This is a genomic window from Variovorax sp. 10N432 (assembly GCF_056394465.1).
The window spans coordinates 59,875-81,569 of sequence record NZ_JBFTHX010000021.1 but is presented as its reverse complement, the minus strand read 5'-3'; the positions used below and the strand labels follow the sequence as shown (position 1 = coordinate 81,569).

The 21,695-nt window shown below is 69.4% G+C and carries 19 protein-coding genes; 12 read left to right on the top strand and 7 right to left on the bottom strand.

Features of this window, described 5'->3' with window-relative positions; genetic code table 11:
* The first annotated feature begins 54 nt into the window (after nt 1-54).
* The 9 genes from AC1DF3_RS23015 (at nt 55) to AC1DF3_RS22975 (ending at nt 10,468) form a co-directional block, all read left to right on the top strand.
* Entirely contained in the window at nt 55-1,434 is a 1,380-nt protein-coding gene (locus AC1DF3_RS23015) for a DUF2868 domain-containing protein (RefSeq protein ID WP_478140942.1), read from the top strand.
* Nucleotides 1,431-2,840, top strand: a complete 1,410-nt coding sequence (locus AC1DF3_RS23010; protein ID WP_478140941.1) for a GTPase/DUF3482 domain-containing protein — start codon at nt 1,431-1,433, stop codon at nt 2,838-2,840. The genes AC1DF3_RS23015 and AC1DF3_RS23010 overlap by 4 nt, the downstream gene beginning before the upstream one ends.
* A gap of 53 nt (nt 2,841-2,893) precedes the next feature.
* A complete protein-coding gene (locus AC1DF3_RS23005; protein ID WP_478140940.1) occupies nt 2,894-3,652 on the top strand; it encodes a glutamine amidotransferase in 759 nt (252 codons plus the stop codon).
* A 66-nt stretch (nt 3,653-3,718) separates the two neighbouring features.
* On the top strand, nt 3,719-6,112 hold the full coding sequence (locus tag AC1DF3_RS23000) for a penicillin acylase family protein (RefSeq protein WP_478140939.1): 2,394 nt from the start codon (nt 3,719-3,721) through the stop codon (nt 6,110-6,112).
* 96 nt (nt 6,113-6,208) lie between these two features.
* Complete coding sequence (locus tag AC1DF3_RS22995) at nt 6,209-6,847, top strand: CDP-alcohol phosphatidyltransferase family protein (RefSeq protein WP_286531472.1); 639 nt, start codon at nt 6,209-6,211, stop codon at nt 6,845-6,847.
* A gap of 79 nt (nt 6,848-6,926) precedes the next feature.
* Nucleotides 6,927-8,516 carry a phospholipase D family protein gene (locus AC1DF3_RS22990; protein ID WP_478140938.1) on the top strand — a complete coding sequence of 530 codons (1,590 nt, stop codon included), beginning with the start codon at nt 6,927-6,929 and terminating at the stop codon, nt 8,514-8,516.
* Nucleotides 8,517-8,541: 25 nt separating this feature from the next.
* Nucleotides 8,542-9,156, top strand: coding sequence for a histidine phosphatase family protein (locus tag AC1DF3_RS22985; RefSeq protein WP_286531469.1), 615 nt, complete (start codon nt 8,542-8,544; stop codon nt 9,154-9,156).
* A 20-nt stretch (nt 9,157-9,176) separates the two neighbouring features.
* The gene (locus AC1DF3_RS22980; RefSeq protein ID WP_286531466.1) at nt 9,177-10,136 is read left to right on the top strand and encodes a DnaJ C-terminal domain-containing protein; all 960 of its coding nucleotides are present in this window, start codon (nt 9,177-9,179) and stop codon (nt 10,134-10,136) included.
* A 5-nt stretch (nt 10,137-10,141) separates the two neighbouring features.
* Entirely contained in the window at nt 10,142-10,468 is a 327-nt protein-coding gene (locus tag AC1DF3_RS22975; RefSeq protein ID WP_301810648.1) for a chaperone modulator CbpM, read from the top strand.
* Nucleotides 10,469-10,493: 25 nt separating this feature from the next.
* Here AC1DF3_RS22975 and AC1DF3_RS22970 read toward each other — a convergent pair whose 3' ends face one another.
* Nucleotides 10,494-12,230: a dipeptidase gene (locus AC1DF3_RS22970; RefSeq protein ID WP_478140937.1), complete on the bottom strand. Its 1,737-nt coding sequence runs from the start codon at nt 12,228-12,230 to the stop codon at nt 10,494-10,496.
* A gap of 134 nt (nt 12,231-12,364) precedes the next feature.
* On the opposite strand from AC1DF3_RS22970, the gene AC1DF3_RS22965 reads away from it, so the two are divergent.
* Complete coding sequence (locus AC1DF3_RS22965) at nt 12,365-13,066, top strand: hypothetical protein (protein ID WP_478140936.1); 702 nt, start codon at nt 12,365-12,367, stop codon at nt 13,064-13,066.
* A 32-nt stretch (nt 13,067-13,098) separates the two neighbouring features.
* On the opposite strand, the gene mmsB is transcribed toward AC1DF3_RS22965, so the two are convergent.
* The 6 genes from mmsB to AC1DF3_RS22935 form a co-directional block, all read right to left on the bottom strand.
* The gene (gene mmsB / locus AC1DF3_RS22960) at nt 13,099-13,989 is read right to left on the bottom strand and encodes a 3-hydroxyisobutyrate dehydrogenase (protein WP_478140935.1); all 891 of its coding nucleotides are present in this window, start codon (nt 13,987-13,989) and stop codon (nt 13,099-13,101) included.
* A gap of 40 nt (nt 13,990-14,029) precedes the next feature.
* Entirely contained in the window at nt 14,030-15,145 is a 1,116-nt protein-coding gene (locus AC1DF3_RS22955; RefSeq protein ID WP_478140934.1) for an enoyl-CoA hydratase/isomerase family protein, read from the bottom strand.
* Complete coding sequence (locus tag AC1DF3_RS22950; RefSeq protein WP_478140933.1) at nt 15,142-16,296, bottom strand: acyl-CoA dehydrogenase family protein; 1,155 nt, start codon at nt 16,294-16,296, stop codon at nt 15,142-15,144. The genes AC1DF3_RS22955 and AC1DF3_RS22950 overlap by 4 nt, the downstream gene beginning before the upstream one ends.
* A gap of 10 nt (nt 16,297-16,306) precedes the next feature.
* Nucleotides 16,307-17,830 carry a CoA-acylating methylmalonate-semialdehyde dehydrogenase gene (locus AC1DF3_RS22945; RefSeq protein ID WP_478140932.1) on the bottom strand — a complete coding sequence of 508 codons (1,524 nt, stop codon included), beginning with the start codon at nt 17,828-17,830 and terminating at the stop codon, nt 16,307-16,309.
* Between the two features lie 137 nt (nt 17,831-17,967).
* Nucleotides 17,968-18,618, bottom strand: a complete 651-nt coding sequence (locus AC1DF3_RS22940) for an isochorismatase family protein (protein ID WP_478140971.1) — start codon at nt 18,616-18,618, stop codon at nt 17,968-17,970.
* 310 nt (nt 18,619-18,928) lie between these two features.
* A complete protein-coding gene (locus tag AC1DF3_RS22935) occupies nt 18,929-19,546 on the bottom strand; it encodes a cysteine hydrolase family protein (RefSeq protein WP_478140970.1) in 618 nt (205 codons plus the stop codon).
* A 149-nt stretch (nt 19,547-19,695) separates the two neighbouring features.
* Between AC1DF3_RS22935 and AC1DF3_RS22930 the strand changes: the two genes are divergently transcribed.
* On the top strand, nt 19,696-20,670 hold the full coding sequence (locus tag AC1DF3_RS22930) for a GlxA family transcriptional regulator (protein WP_478140931.1): 975 nt from the start codon (nt 19,696-19,698) through the stop codon (nt 20,668-20,670).
* A 100-nt stretch (nt 20,671-20,770) separates the two neighbouring features.
* Nucleotides 20,771-21,673 (top strand): LysR family transcriptional regulator, encoded by a 903-nt coding sequence (locus tag AC1DF3_RS22925; RefSeq protein ID WP_478140930.1) that lies wholly within the window; start codon nt 20,771-20,773, stop codon nt 21,671-21,673.
* The last annotated feature ends 22 nt before the right edge of the window (nt 21,674-21,695 follow it).

Genomic DNA, 21,695 nt, shown 5'->3' with positions numbered 1-21,695 from the left:
TTTCGCGCTCCACCCCGGTGCGCCGGCACCGCTCCCCCGTTGTGAAGGAAGCCGTTGAATTCCGTTGCGCCCCCCTCTTCGTTCCAGGACGCCGCCGTCACCGAGGCCGTCAAGCTGATCGAGGAAACGGGGCCGCTCGAGGATGCACAGGCGGTGCGGCAGGCGATGGCGCTTCATGGCGACGCGGCGGCCCGCATCGCCGAACGCGCGCGGCTGCTGGGGCAGCGCATCGGGCTGCAGGCCGAGCTGGCGCGCGCACGCGCCTGGGCGCCGTGGGTGCTGCTGGCGCTGGTGGCACTGATCGTTGTCGCCGGGCTGACGCTCGCGGGCAACGTGCTCGGGAGCGGCCAGCGGCAGATCAACGTCGTGGTGGCGCTGACCAGCCTGCTGGGCCTGCACCTGGTCACCCTGCTGCTGTGGCTGGCCGGGCTGGTGCTGCCGCTCCGCGCTTTCCAGGCCTCATTCGGATGGCTGTGGCTGAGCCTCACGGCCCGCGTGGCCGGTGGCCGGAGCGGCCAGGCGCCGGTGCTGCTGCGGGCGATCACCCGGCTGCTGGCGCGCGCCCGGCTGCTGCCATGGGCACTGGGGCTGGCGAGCCATGCGATCTGGACGCTCTCGTTCGCCGTGGTGCTGGCGGCGCTGCTGTTCGCGCTGGCCTTTCGCAACTACACGCTGAGCTGGGAAACGACCATCCTCGAGCCCGACTTCTTCGTGCGCAGCGTCCAGTGGCTCGGGCGCGCACCGGCCTGGCTGGGCTTTCCGGTGCCTGATGCACAAGCCGTGCTGTCGCCGCTCGCGGCGGCGTCGGGCCAGCGTGCCTGGGCCTTGTGGCTCACCGGCTGCATCGTGGTCTACGGGCTGCTGCCGCGGCTGGCGCTGGCGCTGCTGAGCGCCGCGGTCTGGGCCCTGCGTCGGAAAGCGCTGCAGCCCGATCTGTCCGAGCCCTATTTCCAGCGGCTGCTGGCGCGCTTCGATGCCCTCGCCCCGCGGCAGATCGTCGATGCCGATCCGGGCCGGATCGCCCACGGCAGGCCCGCGCACCTGTCAGCCGACGACACCGCCGACACCCTGGTCGCGATCGGATTCGAACTGCCGCCGGAGCAGGATTGGCCTCCGGTCGCGCTCGACACCGCCGCCCGCATACTGCGCATCGACGGCAGCGCGGCGCAGCGGCGCGAGCTGCTCGACATGCTGGCGCACATCCGCCCGCGCCGCGCCGTGATCGGCTGCCGGGCCGCCGCCAGCCCGGACCGTGGCACCGAGCGCTTCCTGCGCGAGGTGATGGCCCTGTGCGGCGAATGCCGGCTGTGGCTGCTCGGCGTGCCGGACGACGCCGCGGCCCGCGCGCGCTGGCAGGCCTGGCTGGCGGATGCCGGCCTCGACGCGCTCGGCGCCGCCGAAGCCCCGGAGGCCGTGATGCACGGCTGGGCATGACGGAGCCGATCCGCATCGCCGTGGTCGGCCATGCCAATGCCGGCAAGACCTCGCTGCTTCGCACGCTGACCCGGCGCGTGAATTTCGGCGAGGTGTCCGAGCGGCCGGGCACCACGCGCCACGTCGAGGCGGTCGACCTGCGGGTCGACGGCGCCGCGGCCGTCCGCTTCCTCGACACGCCCGGGCTGGAGGACGGGGTGGCGCTGCGCGAGCACATCGACGGCCTCGACAAGGCGGCCACGCCGCCCGAGCGGATCCGCCAGTTCCTGCGAGGCCCGGAGGCGCATGGCATGTTCGAGCAGGAGGCGAAGGTGCTGCGCGCCTTGCTCGAGGTCGACGCCGCCTTCCTGGTGATCGACGCCCGTGAACCGGTGCTGCCCAAGTTMCGCGCCGAGATCGAATTGCTCGCTGCCTGTGCGCGGCCGGTGCTGCCGGTACTGAACTTCGTGCGCGATGCGGCCAGCCGCGAAGCGGCCTGGAAAGAGCTGCTGTCGGCCTACGGGCTGCACGTGGTGGTGCGCTTCGACGCGGCGGCGCCCTTCGTCGGCGCCGAGCGCGAGCTCTACCGCGACCTGGCGACCCTGCTGCGCGACCGGCGCGCAGCGCTCGACCGGGTGGCCGAATGCCTCGAGGCGGAAGCCGCCCAGCGCCGCCGGGCGGCCGGGACGCGCATCGCCGATCTGCTGGTCGATGCCGCATCGATGCGGCGGACGGCGTCGGCCGACGACTTCGCCGACCCGCCGACCCGCCTGCGCCTCGTCGCCGAACTGCAGAAGTCCGTGTTCGACAAGGCGCAGCGCTGCGCCGACGACCTGCTGGCGCTCCATGGCTTTCGCGAAGGCGACGCCGACGAAGCCGCCCTGCCCTTGCTCGAAGGCCGCTGGGCCATGGATTTTTTCAATCCCGAGGCGCTCAAAGACGCCGGCATCCTGCTCGGCAAGGGGGTGGCCGTGGGCGCCGCCGTCGGCGTGGTGGCCGACCTCGCGCTCGCCGGCCTGTCGCTCGGCGCCGGCGCGGCGCTGGGCGGCGCCATTGGCGGCGCGGTCTCGCAGGGACTGGGACCGCTGGGCCGCAAGCTGGTCAACAAGCTGCGCGACGTCCATGAGCTGACGGTGGAGGACCGGGTGCTGTTGGTGCTGGCGGCCTGGCAACTCGAACTTCTGCGCGCGCTCGAGTCGCGCGGCCACGCCGCGGTCGACCGCATCGCAAGCAGCCCCGGCGAGCCGGCGGCGGCGGCCCGGCGCGCGCTGGCCGACCTGGTGCGCGCGGCACAGCCGGCGCGCAGCCACCCGGAATGGGAGACCGGCAGCCGCCTGCGCTGGCGCGAGGCGCCGCAACGGCAGGCGCTGGTGGACGCAGTCGCGCGGCAGGTGCCGGACGCGATCACGGCCCTGGCCGGTCCTTGAGCCGGTCGGCCCCACGCCCTCTGGGCGATCCGGATTGCGGCATCATCCCGGCCATGGAAAACAGCTCTCCCCGCCCGCTCGCGATCATCAAGGTCGGTGAAACCTTCGACGCCTTGCGTGACCGGCGCGGCGACTTCGAACACTGGATGGCCGACGGCCTCGGCGACACCCCGCTGCCGGTCGTGGTGCTCGACCCGCGCCGCGGCGACGCGCTGCCCTCGCCCGACCAGATTTCGGGCGCCATCGTCTCCGGCTCGCATGCCATGGTCTCCCACCGCGCGCCCTGGAGCGAAGCCACCGGCCGCTGGCTCGCTCAACTGGTCGCTCACGGCACGCCGGTGCTCGGCATCTGTTTCGGCCATCAACTGCTGGCCGATGCGCTCGGCGGCGAGGCCGGCGACCACCCGGGCGGCATGGAGATCGGCACCGTCGAGGTCGAACTCCGGCCCGAGGCCGCCGACGATGCCCTCATGGCTGGCCTGCCCGCGCGCTTCGAGGCCCATGTGGTGCATCGGCAGAGCGCGCTGCAACTGCCCGAAGGCGCGGTCCGCCTCGCGGGCAATGCCTTCGAGCCGACGCAGGCCTTCCGGATCGGCGACCAGGCCTGGGGCCTGCAGTTCCACCCCGAATTCGACGCCGAGATCATGCGCGGCTATGTCGACCACCTGGGCGACGACCTGCGCGGCCAGGGCCTCGATCCGGCCGCGCTGCGCGACCGGGTGGCCCCCACCGCGCTCGCGGCCGGGCTGCTCGGCCGGTTCGCCCGCATCGCCGAGGCGCACGACGCCTTGGCGACAGCGACCGCGGGTTAGCACGCTTCGCAGGGCCGGGCCCGCACCCTGTAATCGACGGCTCGTTTCCACTCCCGAGCCTCGAACATGAATCACAGGAAGAGTCCGCTGCCCGCCCCGGGCGCGGTGGCCCTCGCACTGGCCGCGCTGCTGGCCGGCTGCGCCAGCACCCCGGCCCCCGGCACCCGCAGCGTGACGATCGAACGCACCACCTTCGGCATCGCCCACATCACGGCGCCCGACTACGAAGGCATCGCCTACGGCGTCGGCTACGCCCATGCGCAGGACAACGTCTGCCAGACCGCCGAGCATCTGCTGACGGTGCGCGGCGAGCGCTCGCAGTTCCTCGGCGCCGACGGCATGGGCGAGCTCGGCCTGGGCCGGGCCAAGAACGCCCAGATCGACCTCTTCGTGCGCGCGCACATGGACGACGCCGCCCTCGCGCGGGCCGCCGCCGACCTCAAGCCCGACGTGCGCGACTCGCTGCGCGGCTATGTGGCCGGCTACAACCGCTATCTGCAGGACGTGGGCCCGAACGGCCTGCCCGAAGCGTGCCGCGGCAAGCCCTGGGTGCGGCCGATGACGCAGGCCGACCTGGCGCGCACCACCGAGATGTCGATGATCCAGGGCGGCATCGGCGCCCTGGCGGCCGCCGTGCTCGCCGCCGAGCCGCCGGCCGCCGGCACCAAGACCTCGGCCGCTGCGGTCGACCTGCCGCAGGCGGTGGCCGAAATCGCGCGCCACAGCTTCAATGCCAATCCCGAAGGCGGCGAGTTCGGCTCCAACGGCTGGGCCTTCGGCCGCAACGCCACGCCGGACGGCCGCGGGCTGGTGCTCGGCAATCCGCACTTCCCGTGGACCGGCACCAACCGCTTCTGGGAGCTGCACCTGACGATCCCCGGCAAGCTCGACGTCATGGGCGCCACCGGCGGCCTGAGCCCGGTGGTGTCGATCGGCTTCAACAAGGACGTGGCCTGGACCCACACGGTGTCGACCGGCAAGCGCTTCACGCTGTACGAGCTGAAGCTCGATCCGGCCGACCCGACGGTCTACCTCGTCGACGGCCAGCGCCGGAAGATGAGCGCCAGGACGATCGTCCTTCCCGCGGCGGCCGCGCCGGGCGGCGCGCCGGCGCAGAAGACCTTCTACAGCACCGAATGGGGCCCGGTCATCTCGATGCCGCGGGCCGGGCTCGACTGGACCGCCACCAAGGCCTACGCGATCCGCGACGTCAACACGCTCAACACCCGCTCGGCCCAGAGCTGGATGCAGATGGCGCTGGCGCGCAACGTGGCCGAACTGCGCACCGCGATGGGCAACCAGGGCATGCCGTGGATCAACACCATCGCCGCCGACCGCGACGGCAACGCGATGTACGCCGACCTGTCGGTGGTGCCCGACGTCTCGGCCGAGCTGCTCAAGTCGTGCGCCCCGTCGCCGGCCGCCGCGGCGCTGCTCGGCGCCGCCGGCCTGCCGGTGCTCGACGGCTCGCGCTCGGCCTGCGCCTGGAACCGCGACGGCGCGGCCGCCCAGCCCGGCACGATTCCGCCGGCGCGGATGCCGGTGGTCGTCACGTCCGACTGGGTCCAGAACAGCAACGACAGCTTCTGGCTCAGCAACCCGCGCATCGCGGCGCCGGCCGGCATCTCGCCGCTGGTCGGCTTCACCGGCACCGCGCAGCGGCTGCGCACCCGCAGCGGCATCATGGAGATCGAAGGCCGGCTCGCCGGCAGCGACGGCCTGCCCGGCAACAAGATGGGCGGCAACGAACTGCGCAGCGTGATCTTCCGCGACAAGAATCTGGCAGGCATGCTGGTGATGGACGACCTCGCGGCGGCCTGCGGCGCCAACGCCGCGGCCCTGGCCCCCGACCAGGCGCTCGGCTGCCGCGTGCTGGCCGGCTGGGACCGCACCAGCAACAGCGCCTCCAAGGGGGCGCCGCTGTTCCGCGAGTTCTGGCGCAAGGCGAAGGACGTGCCGAAGGTCTGGCGCGTGCCCTTCGATCCGGCGCGTCCGGTGGTCACGCCGGCCGGCCTCGACATGGCCACGCCGGCCACCCGCGACGCGGTCTTCAAGGCGCTCGGCGATGCGGTCGGCATCGTGCGCGTCGCCGGCTTCGCGGCCGACGTGCCGCTGGCCGAGGTACAGGCGCGCACGGTGCGCGGCCAGAAGATCGCCATCCCGGGCGGCGACGAGTTCGAAGGCGTGCTCAACAAGGTCGAGAGCCAGGGCCAGTCCTATATCGATCCGAAGGGCTACAACGTCAACTACGGCAGCAGCTACATCCAGACCGTCGGCTTCGACGAGCGCGGCCCGGTGGCGCAAGGCCTGCTGACCTACGGCCAGAGCAGCGACCCGGCCTCGCCGCGCTCATACGACCAACTGCCGCTGTTCTCGGCCAAGAAATGGCACCCGCTGCCCTTCCACCGCGCCGACATCGAGGCCCAGCGCGAAGGCGCCCCACTGCGACTCGCCTATTGAACCGCCCTGCGGAGCCGGCTCGGCATCAGAATGCGACTACACGCCCCGGCTCGCGGTTGAGCTAAGGTGCAGTCGCATTTCTCCATGGAACCCAGCATGTCCACTTCAGCCCCCGCGCCGGCCCGCAAGCATTTTTCGATGATCCGCGGCTTCCATCTCGCAGATGCGTTCACGCTCGGCAACGCGGCCTGCGGCGTCGGCGCCATCTTCCTGGCCATGGCCTTCATGCGCAGCCAGTCGCTGGCGCACTTCCTCTGGGCCGCGGCGCTGGCGCCCGCGGCCTTCGTCTTCGACGTCTTCGACGGCCGCATCGCGCGCTGGCGCCAGACCCACTCGGCGCTGGGCCGCGAACTCGACTCGCTGGCCGACGTGATCTCCTTCGGCGTGCTGCCGGCGACCCTGGCCTTCGCGGCCGGCCTCGACGGCGGCTGGGACTGCGTGCTGCTGATCTATTTCGTCTGCTGCGGCGTGAGCCGCCTGGCGCGCTACAACGTCACGGCCGAAGCGCTCTCCGAGGGCGCGGACAAGGTCAAGTACTTCGAGGGCACGCCGATCCCGACCAGCGTGGTGCTGGTCGGCCTGCTGGCCCTGGCGGCCTGGCAGGGCCACATCGGCGACGCCGTCTGGGGCGGCGCCTGGTCGATCGGGCCCTGGGTGCTGCATCCGCTGGCCCTGCTGTTCGGCCTCTCGGGCACCTTGATGATCAGCAAGACGCTGCACATCCCGAAACTGTGACGCGTCGATGACGGCTGACGGCCGGCTCGCGGTTTCAACCTGCCTAGAATGGCCGCACCGTCATCGTCGGAAACGCGCCGTGCCACTTTCAGCCTCACGTGTCCTGATCGCCTTCGTTCTCGGCCTGGTCCTCACCGGCTGCGCCAGTCTGCCCGGGAAGGTCGAACGGACCGAGTCGCACGCCCTCGCCAACACGGCCGACACCCGGCTGGCCAAGACCTTCGGTCCGGCGGTGGCGGCCCATCCGAATCAATCCGGCATCCGCGCGCTGCAGTCGGCCGAGGACGCTTTCGCGGCCCGCATCCTGCTGGGCCGCCGTGCCGACCGCAGCCTCGACCTGCAGTACTACATCTGGCGCAACGACACCACCGGCAAGCTCATGTGGCAGGCCCTGTGGGACGCGGCCGAACGCGGCGTGCGGGTGCGCGTGCTGCTCGATGACGCCAACACCGGCGGGCTCGACCCGATGCTGGCGGCGCTCGACGCCCATCCCAACATCGAGGTGCGGCTCTTCAATCCGTTCGCCAACCGGGGCCTGCGGGTCGGCGACTTCGCCCTCGACTTCTCGCGCGTCAACCGGCGCATGCACAACAAGTCCTTCACCGCCGACAACCAGCTCACGATCGTCGGCGGCCGCAACATCGGCGACGAGTATTTCGGCGCCAACATGGAAGTCGGCTTCCAGGACCTCGACGTGGTGGCGGTCGGCCCGGTGGTGCGTGAAGTCTCGACCGCCTTCGACCTGTTCTGGAACAGCGCCTCGGCCTATCCCGCCGCCAGCCTGCTGGCGCCACCGGGCCCGGGGGCGCAGGCCGACCTGAAGGCCGGCTGGGACCAGGTCGCGCGCGACCCCGAGGCCACGCGCTACATCGACGCCGTGCGCCAGACCCCGCTGCTGCGCGAGCTCAACGACGGCCGCCTGACGCTCGACTGGACGAGCGCCCACGTCATCCACGACGACCCGGCCAAGGTGCTCGAAGCGACCGACCGCAGCGACCTGCAGATGATGCCCCTGCTGGTCGCGGCCTTCGGCCAGCCCCGCCGCGAACTGGACCTGGTCTCGCCCTACTTCGTGCCCGGCAAGGACGGCACCAGGTCGCTGGTGACGATGGCCGGCTCGGGCGTCAAGGTGCGCGTGCTGACCAACTCGCTGTCGGCGACCGACGTCAGCGCGGTCCATGCCGGCTACGCCAAGTACCGCAAGCAGCTGCTTGAGGGCGGGGTCCGGGTCTACGAGCTGAAGCCCGGCGATGCGGTGCCGCCGCCCGACAAGGACAAGGGCCAGGACGGCGAACGAGGCGGCGGACTGCCGGGCAGCGGCAGCCGCGGCAGCTCGGCGTCCAGCCTGCACGCCAAGACCTTCGCGATCGATCGCGAGCGCATCTTCGTCGGCTCCTTCAACCTCGATCCGCGATCGGCCCGGCTCAACACCGAGATGGGCGTGATCATCGACAGCCAGAACCTGTCCGGCCAACTGGCCCGGCAGTTCGACGCCGCGATCCCAGCCAAGGCCTTCGAGGTGCGGCTGCAGGCGGACGGCCAGGGCATGGAATGGATCGAGCAGAGTCCGCAGGGCGAGGTGCGCTACACCACCGAACCCGGCGCCGGCGCGCTCAAGCGGGGCTGGATCGACTTCCTCGGCGTGCTGCCGATCGAATGGCTGCTGTAACTCCCCTTTACCCGGAACCCACCCGATGAATCCCGGCCTGCTCCAACTCGCCACCCTGGCCGCCGCGCATCCGCTCGCGCCGGCCTGCGACCACTTCTACTTCCTGCGCCATGGCCAGACCGAGTGCAATGCGCGGCGCATCTTCCAGGCCGCCGACGAACCGCTCAGCGCGCTCGGCCTGCAGCAGGCGGCGCGCGCCGCCGAGCTGCTGGCCGGCGAGCCGATCCGCAGCATCGTGAGCAGCAACGTGCATCGGGCCCTGACCACGGCGCAGGCGGTGTCGGCGCCGCACGGCATCGCGCCCTGGGTGCACGAGGGCCTGCGCGAGCGCCACTTCGGAGAGCTGATCGGCACCTCGTCCGCGAACATCGACTGGGCCTGCGCGCCCGCGGGCGGCGAGACCCTGCCCGAGTTCGTGGCCCGCAAGCGGGAAGCCCTCGACCAGGCGCTGGCGCAGCCGGCACCGGTGCTGATCGTGGCCCACGGCGGCTCGCTCTACGTGCTGGCGGCGCTGCTCGGCGTGCCGGTCGACATGGGACTGCTCGGCAACGCGCAGCCGCTGCGCTTCGAACGCGACGGCGCCGGCTGGCGCGTCAAGTCGCTGCTGCAGCAAGTCGACGGCGGCGCCGCCATTGCCTGACAACTCTTCGCGGAACCGCCATGGACTTCAAGGACTACTACAAGACGCTCGGCCTCGAGCGCGGGGCCTCGGAAGACGAGGTGCGCAAGGCCTACCGCAAGCTGGCGCGCAAGTACCACCCCGACGTCAGCAAGGAAGCCGACGCCGACCAGCGAATGCGCGAGATCAATGAGGCCAACGACGTGCTGCGCGACAAGGAAAAGCGCGCCGCCTACGACCAGCTGGCCGACCATGTCGCGCGCGGCGGCAGTCCGGACGGCAGCTTCAGGCCGCCGCCGAACTGGGACGAAGGCTTCGAGTTCCACCGGGGCGCCAACCAGGGGCCGGCCGACCACGCAGACTTCAGCGAGTTCTTCTCGTCGGTGTTCGGCGCCGCCGAACGGCGCGGTGCCGAACGCCGCAACTACCGCGCCCGCGGCGAGGACCATCACGCGGCCATCGAGATCGCGCTGGAAGATGCGCTCAACGGTGCCGAGCGCGAGATCACGCTGCGCTCGCAGGAGCTCGACGCCCAGGGCCGTCCCGAGTTCAAGACCCGGACGCTCTCAGTGAAGATCCCGCCCGGCGTGCATCCGGGCCAGTACATCCGGCTGGCGGGCCAGGGCATGCCGGGCCACGGCGGCGAGCCGGCCGGCGACCTGTACCTCGAGGTGCGCATCGCGCCGCATCCGCTGTACCGGGTCGAGGACCGCGATCTCTACATGACCTTGCCGATCACGCCGACCGAAGGCGCGCTCGGCGCGCAGGTCAAGGTGCCGACGCCGGGCGGCGGCGTGGTCGAGGTCACGGTGCCGCCCAAGGCCCGCAACGGACTCAAGCTGCGCCTCAAGGAACGCGGCCTGCCGGGCAAGCCGCCGGGCCACCTGTATCTGCTGCTCGAGATCGCACTGCCGCCGGCCGACACCGACGCCGCGCGCAAGGCCTACGAGCAGCTCGCCCAGGCCGCGCCATTCGATCCGCGGCGCCATCTCGGAGTGTGACGACCATGACTTCCTCCGTCTCCATCACGACCACCACCCTGAGCGCCTCGCACCCCCTGGCCGCCAGCGAACTCGCGCATGCCTGCGGCGCGCAGCTCGACTGGGTGGTCCAGCTGGTCGAGGTCGGCATCATCGAGTCGCGCACGCCGGCCGAACGGCCGGACGACTGGCGCTTCCATGGCAGCGACCTGCAATGCGCACTGGAGGCCCGACGGCTGGAGCGCGACTTCGGCGTCGGGCTCGACGCGGCAGCCCTGATCCTCGACCTCGAGCACGAGGTGCGGCGGCTGAAGGGCGTGCTGCGGGCGCAGGGCCTGGGGCGCGAGATCTGAAGAAGATCCTGCCGCCGGGCGGGGCCTACTGTATCGTCTTCAGGTTCCCGATCCGCACCAGCATCTCGGTGAACATCTGCATGTCGGCGTCGAGGTCTGCCAGTTCCTTGTATTCCTTGGCGTTGTGCGCCGTGTACTTCTTGCCGGGCATCGCCGGACCGAAGTTGATGGCATTGGGCATCAGCTTGGCGGTGGTGCTGCCCGCGGTCGGCACCGGCTTGGCTTCGAGTCCCGTGGTGTCGCCGAAGATGTTCAGCAAGGTCGACAACCAGGCGCCCTTCGGGTCGCGTGCCATCCAGTCGACCTGCACATAGTCGATTTCGACCCGGGCCTGGCTCGCCGCGGCCCACTCGTCGATCTTGGCCTTCAGCGTGGCGGTGAGCTGCTCGGGCGTGCTGCCGCGCGGCATGCGCACATTGGTGGTCACTTCGAGCTTGCCGTCCTTTTCGCGGATCAGGTTGGGCGACAGGGTCAGCGGCCCCATGAAGTCGTCCTGGTAGCCGACGCCCATCTTCTCGCCGAGGTAGCCGGTGCCATAGAGGTCGATCAGGTACCTGACGGCCTTGGTGTAGTGGTTGCCCGCGGTCACCACGCCGGACTCCTGCAGGAAGAGCGCGAGCCGCGGCAGCGGGTTGACGCCCTCCTCCGGCCGCGAGCCGTGCGCCGACACGCCCGTGACCTTCACCTCGATGCTGTCCGCGCCCTTGGCGATGTCGATGCCGAACTTGCCGCCCTGGCCCTCGTACTTGCGAATGAAGGGGCCCTTGACGAATTCGAGCCGGGCCGCCACCTGCGCCAGGTCGCCGCCCTTCAGCGTGGCGGTCGCCGTCTGCGGCACCGCATTGGCCGACGAGGCGCCCGCCATCGCGGTGATGGCGGTGCGCACGGCGCTGCTGCCGTCCGCCTCCTCGACCGGGAAGAAGACCTTGAGCGCACCCGGGCCCTTCTCGGCGACCACGGCCGGGTACTTGCTGTCGAGCACGATGTTGTAGTCGGGCAGCGGCGTCTTCGCGCGGTAGTACTTCATGCCGTCGCCGCCGGACTCCTCGGTGGTCTCGATCATCAGGCGGATCGTGCGGGCCAGCGGCAGGCCGCTTTCCTTCACGGCCTTCATCGCGTACAGCACCGCCGCGATCGAGCCCTTGTCGTCGATCGTGCCGCGCCCGTAGAGCGTGCCGCCCACGCGCGTCATCTTGAAGGGATCGAGCCGCGTGCCATCGTCGAGCACCCACTCGTCGGCCACCACGGGCACGACGTCGGCGTGGGTCAGGATGCCGAACTCGTCGGCACTCCGGCCCGGCAGCTTGACCTCGAAGATCCGGTTGTCGACGTTGCGGTATTGCAGTCCGAAGTCCTTGGCCATGCGTTCGACCAGGCGTCCGAACTCGATGATCTGCGGGCTCTCGTGCGGCGGCACCTTGTCGTCGCGCACCGTCGGGATCGCGACCATCGCCTCGAGCGACGACAGCACCGCCTTCTGGTTGTGAAGGCGGTTGTAGAGCCCCAGCAGGCGCGCGACCTGGGTCAGGTCATCGCCGGCGAGCGGCCGCCTGTGCTCGTAGGCCGCAATGGCGGGCTTGAGCCTGGGATCGGCCTTGGCGGCCTGCGCCAGGAAGGCGCGGAAGCTGGCCGAAGGCGCCGCCTGCTGGGTCGCGGCGAGGCGGTCGAGCTCGGGCTTCTTGAGGGTGTCGGCGGCAACAACCGGGGCGGCGAGGGCCAGCGCGAGGCTCACCGGGAAAATGGATAAAGTGAATCGATGCATGGTGAGGGTCCGGCCTGGGAACTTGGGCAGAGGCATGCAAGTCTACGACCGGAAAAAGTAGGCGGCGGCTGGCAGACGCCGCGGCGCCCAGGCCGAAAAATGCACGTTTGCGTCCCGTTGCCCAAGGAGTTCCGATGCCGGTGATCTGCGCCGCCTGCCAGACCGAAAACCGCGATGCCGCGAAGTTCTGCCACGGCTGCGCCCGCAAGCTGCCCGGCTTTGCCGCCACCGGGCCTTCTTTGCTGGATGGCCTGCGCTCGAAGCGGCCGGCCGCCGCAGCCGCGGCGCACCCGGCCGGCCTCGCCGGGCAGAACGCGCCGCGCGAATTCTGGCTCGGGCTGGGTGCGCTCATGCTCGCGGTGGCGATCGGATTCGGCGGCTGGTTCGGCTACGTGACACGCAAGGTGCCCGCACCCGCGCCCGCAAGCGGCGCGGCGCCGGTGGCGGTCGCGCCGCCAGCACCCGCGCAGGCCGCCGAGGCGCGCAGGCCGCCGGAGCCGATGCCGCAGCCGGTGCCGCTCGGCTCGTCGCTGAGCGCCGGCGAAGCGGAAGTGACCGACAAGCCGCCCGCGCCGCCACCCGCCGTCGTCGCAGCGCCCGCGCCGCCGCCCCCCACGCCCGCGGCGGTCGAACGCCGGCCGGCGCCGACCGCACCCGCGCGCGCGGCCGCACTCGACCCACGCCAGGGCTGCCAGAACCTCAACTTCTTCTCCGCCGCCCGCTGCGAAGCCGCGCATTGCGACCAACCCGCCTACACCCGCCATCCGCGCTGCAATGAAGTGCGGGCCGACCGGCGCCGCGACGAGGCGCGGCGCAATCCGATGCTCGGGACCTGAGGCGGCGGCGCCGAATCTGGCCTGCTTCGGAATCAGGCTGCCTTGCCCTGCACCAGCTTGATCACGCTCGAGAAATCCAGCGCCCCATGGCCGCCGAGGCTGTGGGCGGCATACAGGTTGCGCGCCAGCCCACCGAGCGGCGTCGAGGCGCGCACCGCGGCCGCGTTCTCCTGCGCCAGACCCAGGTCCTTCAGCATCAGGTCGGTGCCGAAGCCGCCCGCATAGCCCTTGGATGCCGGCGCGTTTTCCATCACGCCAGGCAGCGGGTTGTACTTCTCGAGCGCCCAGTTGCCGCCCGAAGAGCGCCGCATGATCTCGGACAGCACCTTCGGATCGAGGCCGTTGGCCACCCCCAGTGCGATCGCCTCCGAGGTGCCGATCATCAGGATGCCGAGCAGCATGTTGTTGCAGATCTTGGCGGTCTGGCCGGCACCCGCGGCGCCGGCGTGGAAGATGTTGGCGCCCATCTTCTCGAGCACCGGACGGGCGCGCTCGAGGTCGGCCTCGGCACCGCCGATCATGAAGGTCAGCGTGCCTGCGATCGCGCCGCCGGTGCCGCCCGACACCGGCGCGTCGATCACCGCGATGCCTCGCCTGGCACCCGCTTCGGCGACCTTTCGCGAGGTCGCCGCCGCGATGGTGCTGCTGTCGATCACCAGCGTGCCCGGTGCGATCTTCTCGAGCAGCCCGTCGCTGCCCAGGTACAGGCCTTCGACATGCGCGCTGGCCGGCAGCATGCTGATCACGACCTCGGCGCCGGCCACGGTCTCGGCCGCCGAGGCGGCGATCGCCAGGCCCTCGGCCGCGAACTTCCTGCAGGCCTCGGCCGAGAGGTCGAAGGCGCTCAGCGTGTAGCCGGCCTTCAGCAAATTGAGGGCCATGGGCCYGCCCATGTTGCCGAGGCCGATGAATGCGATCTTCATGTCGTCTGTCTCCGTTCTTGTGGGGATGCGGGCGGCACGCTCAGGCGAGCGACACCAGTTCGGGCGCCATCTCGCCGCGCGGGCGCAGATGATCTTCGATGAAGGCCGGCGTGATCTCCTCGAGGGTGGCCGGGCTCCAGCGCGGATTGCGGTCCTTGTCGACCAGCACGGCGCGGATGCCCTCGGCGAAGTCCTTGTGGGCACAGAAGCCCAGCGAGGCCCAGTACTCGAGCCGGAACACCTCGGCCAGCGACATCCGCGGCACCCGCTGCCAGAGCGCGAAGCTCAGCGCGGCCGAACTCGGCGCGCCCTTGGCGAAGGTCTTCGCGGCCGTCTGCAGCCATGGGTCTTCGTGCTGCAGATTGCGCAGCCGCTTGGCGATGTCGAGCAGGTCGTCGCCGGCCATCAGCGCGTTGATGGTGTCGAAGTGCTCGCGCAGCTTCGAGGGCGGCAGTTCGGCGCCTTCGCCGGCCTGCGCCAGCAGACGAGACAAGGTGGCGCGGTCGGCTGGCGCATCCGATTGCCATGCGGTCGAAGCGATCGAGGACAGGACTTGCGCCTTGTTCTCGTGCGGCACCAGCAGGTCGGCCAGGCCGCAGAAGATCGCATCCGCGGCATTCAGCGGCGCCGCCGTCAGCGCCAGGAACAGCCCCACCCGCCCCGGCATGCGGCGCAGGAACCAGCTGCCGCCCACATCCGGGTACAGGCCGATGTTGATCTCGGGCATGGCGACCCGGCTCTGCGCCGTGACCACGCGGTGCGAGCAGCCCGCCATCAGGCCGACGCCGCCCCCCATCACGATGCCGTGGCCCCAGCACAGGAAGGGCTTCGGGAAGGTGTGGATCAGGTGGTCGAGCTCGTACTCCTCGGCGAAGAAACGCTCGGCATATTCGTTGCGTTCCGGACCGCATTCGAGCAGCGTCTGGTAGTGCTGGCGCAAGTCGCCGCCGGCGCAGAAGGCCTTCTCGCCCGCCGCATCGAGCAGCACGCCGACGATGCCCGCATCCGCCGCCCATTCGCGCAGCTTCGGCGTCAGCAGCCGCACCATCGCGACCGACAGCGAGTTGAGCGAAGCCGGCGCGTTGAGCGTGGCGACGCCGAAGCGCTTGCCGTCGGCGGTCTTGATTTCGTTGAAGAGAAGGACGGAGTCGGTCATCGGATGTCGGAGTCGCCTTCGAGAAGTTTGCGCGCGACGATCACGCGCATGATTTCATTGGTGCCTTCGAGGATCTGGTGCACGCGCGCATCGCGCACCAGCCGCTCCAGCGGGAATTCGCTCAGGTAGCCGTAGCCGCCGTGCAGCTGCAGCGCGTCGTTGCAGACATTGAAGCCGGCATCGGTCGCGAAGCGCTTGGCCATCGCGCAATAGGTGCTTGCGTCGGCATGGCCGGCATCGAGCTTGCTCGCGGCCAGCCGCACCATCTGCCGCGCCGCGACCAGTTCGGTCGCCATGTCGGCGAGCTTGAACTGCAGCGCCTGGAAGCTGGCCAGCGGCTTGCCGAACTGCTGGCGCTCGTGCAGGTAGCGCCGGGCGGCGTCGAGCGCGCCTTGCGCCGCGCCGACCGAGCAGGTCGCGATGTTGATGCGACCGCCGTCGAGCCCCTTCATCGCGATGCGGAAGCCCTCGCCTTCGCTGCCCAGCAGGTTCTCGGCCGGCACCCGCACGTTGTCGAAGTCGATGGTGCGCGTGGRCTGGCTGTTCCAGCCCATCTTGTGTTCCTTCTTGCCGTAGCTGATGCCGGGCGCATCGGCCGGCACCGCCAGCGCCGAGATGCCGCCGGCGCCGCCGCCGCCGGTGCGCGCCATCAGCACCAGCACGTCGGTCGATCCGGCGCCCGAGATGAAGGCCTTGCCGCCGTTGATGACGTACTCGCTGCCCTGCAGCTCGGCGCGCGTCTTGAGCGATGCGGCGTCCGAGCCGGCGCCGGGCTCGGTCAGGCAGTACGAGGCCAGCTTGCGCCCGCTGGTCAGGTCCGCGCCCCAGCGCTCTCGCACTGCCGGACCGCCCCAGGCGCCGAGCATCCAGGTCGCCATGTTGTGGATCGTGATGAAGGCCGTCGTCGACGGATCGACCGCGGCCATCTCCTCGAACACCAGCGTGGCATCGAGGCGCGGCAAGGCCAGGCCATCGATGCTGTCCGGCGCATAGAGCCCGCAGAAGCCGAGCTCGCCGGCCTTGGCGATGGCGTCCTTCGGGAAGATCGCCTCGGCGTCCCAGCGCGCCGCGTGCGGTGCGAATTCGTTCAGGGCAAAGTCGCGCGCCGTCTGGGCGAAGGCGCGCTGCTCCTCGGTCAGCTCGAAGTCCATGCGGACGAGCTTACTTCAGGCTGATGGTCGTGTTGACGCCGTGCGAGACGGTGCTGTCGTCGAACCAGCGCGCCGTGATCGTCTTGGTCTGGGTGTAGAACATGATCACTTGCTTGCCGTACGGCCCCAGGTCGCCGAGCTTCGAGGCCCGCGATCCCGTGAACGAGAACATCGGCACCGGCACCGGGATCGGCACGTTGATGCCGACCTGGCCGACGTCGATGTCTTCCTGGAAGCGGCGCGCCGCGGCACCCGACTGCGTGAAGATCGCGGTGCCGTTGCCGTTCGGGTTGGCGTTGATCAGCTCGATCGCCTCGTCGATGCTCTCGGCATTGGCCAGGCACAGCACGGGGCCGAAGATCTCCTGTTCGTAGATCGTCATGCCGGGCTTGACGTCGGCGAACACCGTCGGGCCGACGAAGTTGCCCTTCTCGTAGCCGGGCACGGTGGGCTTGCGGCCATCGAGCGCCAGGGTCGCGCCATCGGCCACGCCGCGCTCGATCAGGCCGTTGACCCGGTCGTAGGCCGCGCAGGACACCAGCGGGCCGACGTCGACGCCCTTCTCGGTGCCGGCGCCGATCTTCAGCGTCCTGGCCTTCTCGACCAGGTCGGGCACCCACTTCTGCGCCTCGCCGACCAGCACCGCCACCGACACCGCCATGCAGCGCTGGCCCGCGGCGCCGAAGCTCGCGCCGGCCAGCGCGTTGAGCGTCTGCTCCTTGTTGGCGTCGGGCATCACGATGGCGTGGTTCTTCGCGCCCATCATGCATTGCACGCGCTTGCCGGTGAGCGTGGCGCGGTTGTAGACGTGGGTGCCGACCTTGGTCGAGCCGACGAAGGAAATCGCCTTGATGTCCTTGTGGTCGCAGATCGCGTTGACCACCTGCTCGCCACCGTGGACCACGTTGAGCACCCCGGCCGGGATGCCGGCTTCGAGCGCCAGTTCGCACAGGCGCATCGTGACCATCGGGTCTTGCTCGGAGGGCTTCAGCACGAAGGTGTTGCCGGTGACGATCGCCATCGGGAACATCCACAGCGGGATCATCGCCGGGAAATTGAAGGGCGTGATGCCGGCGCAGACGCCCAGCGGCTGCAGCAGCGTGTAGGTGTCGACCCCATTGGCCACGTTGTTGGCCAGTTCGCCCAGCTGCAGGTTGCCGATCGACGCCGCATGCTCGACCACTTCGAGGCCGCGGAACACGTCGCCCTCGGCGTCGGGCAGGGTCTTGCCCTGCTCGGCCGTGAGGATCGCGGCCAGTTCGGCCATGTTTTCGCGGATCAGCTGCTGGTACTTGAGGAAGATCCGGGCCCGGGCGCCGATCGGCGTCTTGCGCCAGGTCGTGAAGGCTTCCTTGCCCGAGGCGACCGCGGCGTCGACTTCGGCCGGGGTCGCGAACGGCACCTTGGCCAGCACTTCCTGCGTGGCGGGGTTGACGATGTCGCGCCACTCGGTGGTCTTCGACTCGACGAACTTGCCGCCGATCAGCAGCTTGACGGTGGCGACCTGGGTCGCGGAGTTGGTGGTGGCGTCCATGTGAACTTGTCTCCTTGGAATGGGGGGGTCTGCAGCGGCTCATCCTAGCTTTGCACTTTTGCCATGGCAATAGACAAATATGCACCTTCGATCTGCATAATTGCAGATCGAAGGTGGGGACAACCTGCGACCGCCAACTAACGCAGAGGCAAGCGAAGAATCTCTGCGGTGGTCATCACGTCGCCGAAGGTGTCTTCGATTTCGGCGAGTGCGGCGGCGTGCAACTCGGCGCTTTCGACGGCATCGCCATTCCTGCGGGTAATGACGCGTGTTGCCGCGGCATCGGACGCCACCAGCACCTGGTAGCCCAGCGGCACTGCATCACGTGCGGCAGCAGCGATACAGGCGTGGGTCATCAGCCCGGCGACAACGATCGTCTTGATCCCGGCTTCTTTCAGCCGGCGATCCAGGTCGGTGCTGGCGAACACGCTGACGGAGGTCTTTTGCAGCACGGTGTCCTGCGGACGCGGCTCCATTCCAGGATGAAACTTGACCGTCTCGCCGTCCACGGCGAACACCGCCGATCCTGCCGGCGCGATGTGCTGGACCTGGAACACCTGCATCTTCGCGGCGTCGGCGAGTCGCAAAAGGCGCTGGGCGTTGGCCTGTGCCTTCTCGCCGTCGGGAATCGGCATGCGGCCGTTGAAGTATTCGTTCTGAAAATCGATGACTACGAGCGCCGTGGTTCGTGGGTCGAGGTGATCGAGCGGCTTCACGCCGAGCATGGCGCGGATGGTCGGATGGCTGTTGGCCGGCGGCTCGGCGGCCATCGCCCCTCCGAAGACCATCGGCGCGAGCCCGAGTAGCAGGGTGTTGCAGACCGCAAAGAACTTGCGTTGGAACATGGAGAAGCAGTTCAAGGCACTGTCCCTTGCTTGAGGTTGTGTCCATAGGGGCAACGAAGGATCGTCTCGATCGCGTTGGAGAGCAGGCCGTTGGCTCAGACGCCATGTCAGCGCTGATTCCAGCAAGGCGTAGTTTTTCTGCATGGCTGTATCGACCGCAAGAACTGCGTTGCGTGCACGCACGCGAGTACCCGAAGCGAATGCCACCATGTCGAGATCGTGGGAGTCAATGTCTTCCAAAATGAACGCACCCTCAGATCAGCGACAGACGCAGTACCTGCTCGGTCGTCAGGATGTCGCCGAAGGTGTCGTCGATGGAGGCCAGGGCCGCTCGATGCAGATTCGCATGAGTCACGCCTGACGACGCACCATCGTTGCCGTCCAGATCGCGCGTGGCGCAGGCATCGTCAACGACGATGACTGAGTACCCCAGCGGCACCGCGTCGCGCGCAGCGCCGGCCACGCAGGCATGGGTCATCAGGCCGGCAATGATCAGGGTTTCGATGCCGGCGGCGCGCAGACGACGGTCGAGATCGGTGGTGGGGAACACGCTGACCGAGGACTTTTTCAGCACCACATGATGCGGTGCGGGCTGCAGGTCGCGGTGGAATCGAACGCCGTCGCCGCCCTCCGCGAAGATCGGGCTCCCTGCCGGCGTGACATGCTGGACATGGAACACCGGCATCTTCGCCTGATCGGCGTGGTCGATCAGGCGCTGGGCATTGCGCAATGCGCGCTCGCCGTCCGGCAGCGGCATCCTGCCGCTGAAATACTCGTTCTGGAAATCGATGACCAGCAAGGCGCTGCTGGACGCATGGATGGTCTGAGCCGCGGTGGCGCCGCTCATGGTGCGGATCGTGGGATGATTCATAGTGTGTTCGATGTTGTTTCGTGTTCGTTGTTGACGTGGCTTCTTCTCAGCTCTCCCTGGCCTTGGCGGCAGGAAGTGGATCTTCCAGGACCGGCCCGTTTGCCGAAAGCACGCTGGAAGACAACAAGTGATCGATTCGGGCCAAAACAATGACCACCTTGGATTCAACAGAAACACATACCGTCGCCGTGATCGCTTTCGACGGCATCAGCGCCTTTCATCTTTCGGTACCCAGCATCGTGTTTGGCGACAACCTCGCGCGCCTGGGCGTGCCCCGTTACCGACTGCTGATTTGCGGCGAAAGGACGGGGTTGGTATCGACCCTGTCAGGCTTCGATATCGATGTGCCGCACGACCTGTCGGTGCTGCAGGAGGCCCACACCGTGATCGTGCCGGCGTGGCGGGACCCCGATGAACGCCCGCCCGAAGCACTGTTGCAAGCCCTGTGCGCAGCCCACGAACGCGGCGCACGGATGGTTGGCCTTTGCCTGGGCGCGTTCGTCCTCGCCGAAGCGGGCCTGCTGGATGGCCGCACCGCATCGACCCACTGGGTATGGGGCAGCGACTTCGCGAAGAAATACCCCAAGATCAAGCTGGACCCGAAGGCCCTCTTCCTGGACGATGACGACATCCTCACCTCGGCGGGCACGGCCGCCGCCATCGACTGCTGCCTTCACCTGCTGCGGCGTGATCACGGCGCCGAGGTGGCGAATCACGTGGCCCGGCGCCTGGTGGTGGCGCCTTGCCGACATGGCAATCAGGCGCAATACATCGAACAGCCGCTGCCGAAGGCAGACGGCCGGGATCTGCTCGGCAAGACGCTCGACTGGGCCATCGCGCATCTGGAACAACCGTTGTGCCTTGACCAACTCGCGGCCAGATCGGGGCTGAGCCGGCGCAGCTTCACCCGGCGCTTCAAGATGAAGACGGGGACCACGGTGACGCAATGGCTGCTGAGCCACCGGTTGTCCGCGGCGCAGCGCCTGTTGGAGACCACCGACAAACCGATCGAGCGCATCGCCGACCTCGTCGGCTTTGGCTCGACGGTGTCGCTGCGCCGGCACTTCGTCGCGGCCTTCTCGATTTCTCCTTCTGCCTACCGAAAGCAGTTCCCTCGAGCCTGATCGGTCGACATCGGAGTTGCGCGAAGGGGGTCTGCAGCGACGGTTCCCGGCTTTTCACTTTTGCGATCGCAATAGAAATCGATCTGCATAATTGCAGATCATGGACTGGGACAACCTGCGCTTTTTTCTCGAGCTTTCCCGCACCGGCACGCTGGTCGGCGCGGCGCGGCGGCTGGCGGTCGACCACACGACGGTCGCGCGCCGCATCCAGGCGCTCGAGAAGCAGGTCGGCGGCGCCCTCTTCTCGCGCGAAGCCGACGGCCACCGCCTGACCGAGGCCGGCCGACGGCTGCAGCCGCAGGTCGAGGCGATGGAGGCAGCCTTCCAGACGGTCGAGCGGTCGGCGCCGGCGTCGCAGGAGGGCTTGTCGGGACTGGTGCGGATCGGCGCCACCGAGGGCTTCGGCACCGTGGTGCTGGCGCCGCAGCTGGCGCTGTTCGCGCAGTCGCATCCGAAGCTGGTGATCGACCTGCTCGCCATGCCGCGGCTGGTGCACCTGTCGCGGCGCGAAGCCGACATCGTGATCTCGCTCGAACGGCCGGCCCGCGGGCCGGTGGTCGTCGCCAAGCTCAGCGACTACGTGCTGCGGCTCTATGCCTCGAAGGCGTACCTGTCGAAGCACGCCCCGATCCGCAACCGCGACGACCTGCGCGGCCACACCTTCATCAGCTACGTCGACGACCTGCTCTTCAGCAAGGAACTGCAATACCTCGACGAGCTGTACAAGCCCGACTCCTTCGCGCTGCGCAGCACCAGCATCCTGGCGCAGCACCAGGCCACGGCGGCCGGCGCCGGCATCGCGGTGCTGCCGGCCTTCATCGCCGAGCGCGACAAGTCGCTGCGCCGCGTGCTGCCGGCCGAAGCCAACTTCACGCGCACCTTCTGGATATCGGTGCCGGCGGAGACGCGGCACCTGGCGCGGATGAAGGCGGTGTGGGATTTCCTGCGCGCGACGGTGGAGGCTCAGCGGGACGTCTTGTTGCCGCCGGGGTCCGAAGGCTGAAGTCTGGCGGGCACCTGCGGCT

Bases quoted from the DNA above. Each gene is read 5' to 3' on its own strand.
- AC1DF3_RS23005 (WP_478140940.1), top strand. From the start codon at position 2,894: ATGGAAAACAGCTCTCCCCGCCCGCTCGCGATCATCAAGGTCGGTGAA.
- AC1DF3_RS23000 (WP_478140939.1), top strand. From the start codon at position 3,719: ATGAATCACAGGAAGAGTCCGCTGCCCGCCCCGGGCGCGGTGGCCCTC.
- AC1DF3_RS22995 (WP_286531472.1), top strand. From the start codon at position 6,209: ATGTCCACTTCAGCCCCCGCGCCGGCCCGCAAGCATTTTTCGATGATC.
- AC1DF3_RS22985 (WP_286531469.1), top strand. From the start codon at position 8,542: ATGAATCCCGGCCTGCTCCAACTCGCCACCCTGGCCGCCGCGCATCCG.
- AC1DF3_RS22980 (WP_286531466.1), top strand. From the start codon at position 9,177: ATGGACTTCAAGGACTACTACAAGACGCTCGGCCTCGAGCGCGGGGCC.
- AC1DF3_RS22975 (WP_301810648.1), top strand. From the start codon at position 10,142: ATGACTTCCTCCGTCTCCATCACGACCACCACCCTGAGCGCCTCGCAC.
- AC1DF3_RS22970 (WP_478140937.1), bottom strand. From the start codon at position 12,230: ATGCATCGATTCACTTTATCCATTTTCCCGGTGAGCCTCGCGCTGGCC.
- AC1DF3_RS22965 (WP_478140936.1), top strand. From the start codon at position 12,365: ATGCCGGTGATCTGCGCCGCCTGCCAGACCGAAAACCGCGATGCCGCG.
- AC1DF3_RS22955 (WP_478140934.1), bottom strand. From the start codon at position 15,145: ATGACCGACTCCGTCCTTCTCTTCAACGAAATCAAGACCGCCGACGGC.
- AC1DF3_RS22945 (WP_478140932.1), bottom strand. From the start codon at position 17,830: ATGGACGCCACCACCAACTCCGCGACCCAGGTCGCCACCGTCAAGCTG.
- AC1DF3_RS22940 (WP_478140971.1), bottom strand. From the start codon at position 18,618: ATGGTCTTCGGAGGGGCGATGGCCGCCGAGCCGCCGGCCAACAGCCAT.
- AC1DF3_RS22935 (WP_478140970.1), bottom strand. From the start codon at position 19,546: ATGAATCATCCCACGATCCGCACCATGAGCGGCGCCACCGCGGCTCAG.
- AC1DF3_RS22930 (WP_478140931.1), top strand. From the start codon at position 19,696: ATGACCACCTTGGATTCAACAGAAACACATACCGTCGCCGTGATCGCT.
- AC1DF3_RS22925 (WP_478140930.1), top strand. From the start codon at position 20,771: ATGGACTGGGACAACCTGCGCTTTTTTCTCGAGCTTTCCCGCACCGGC.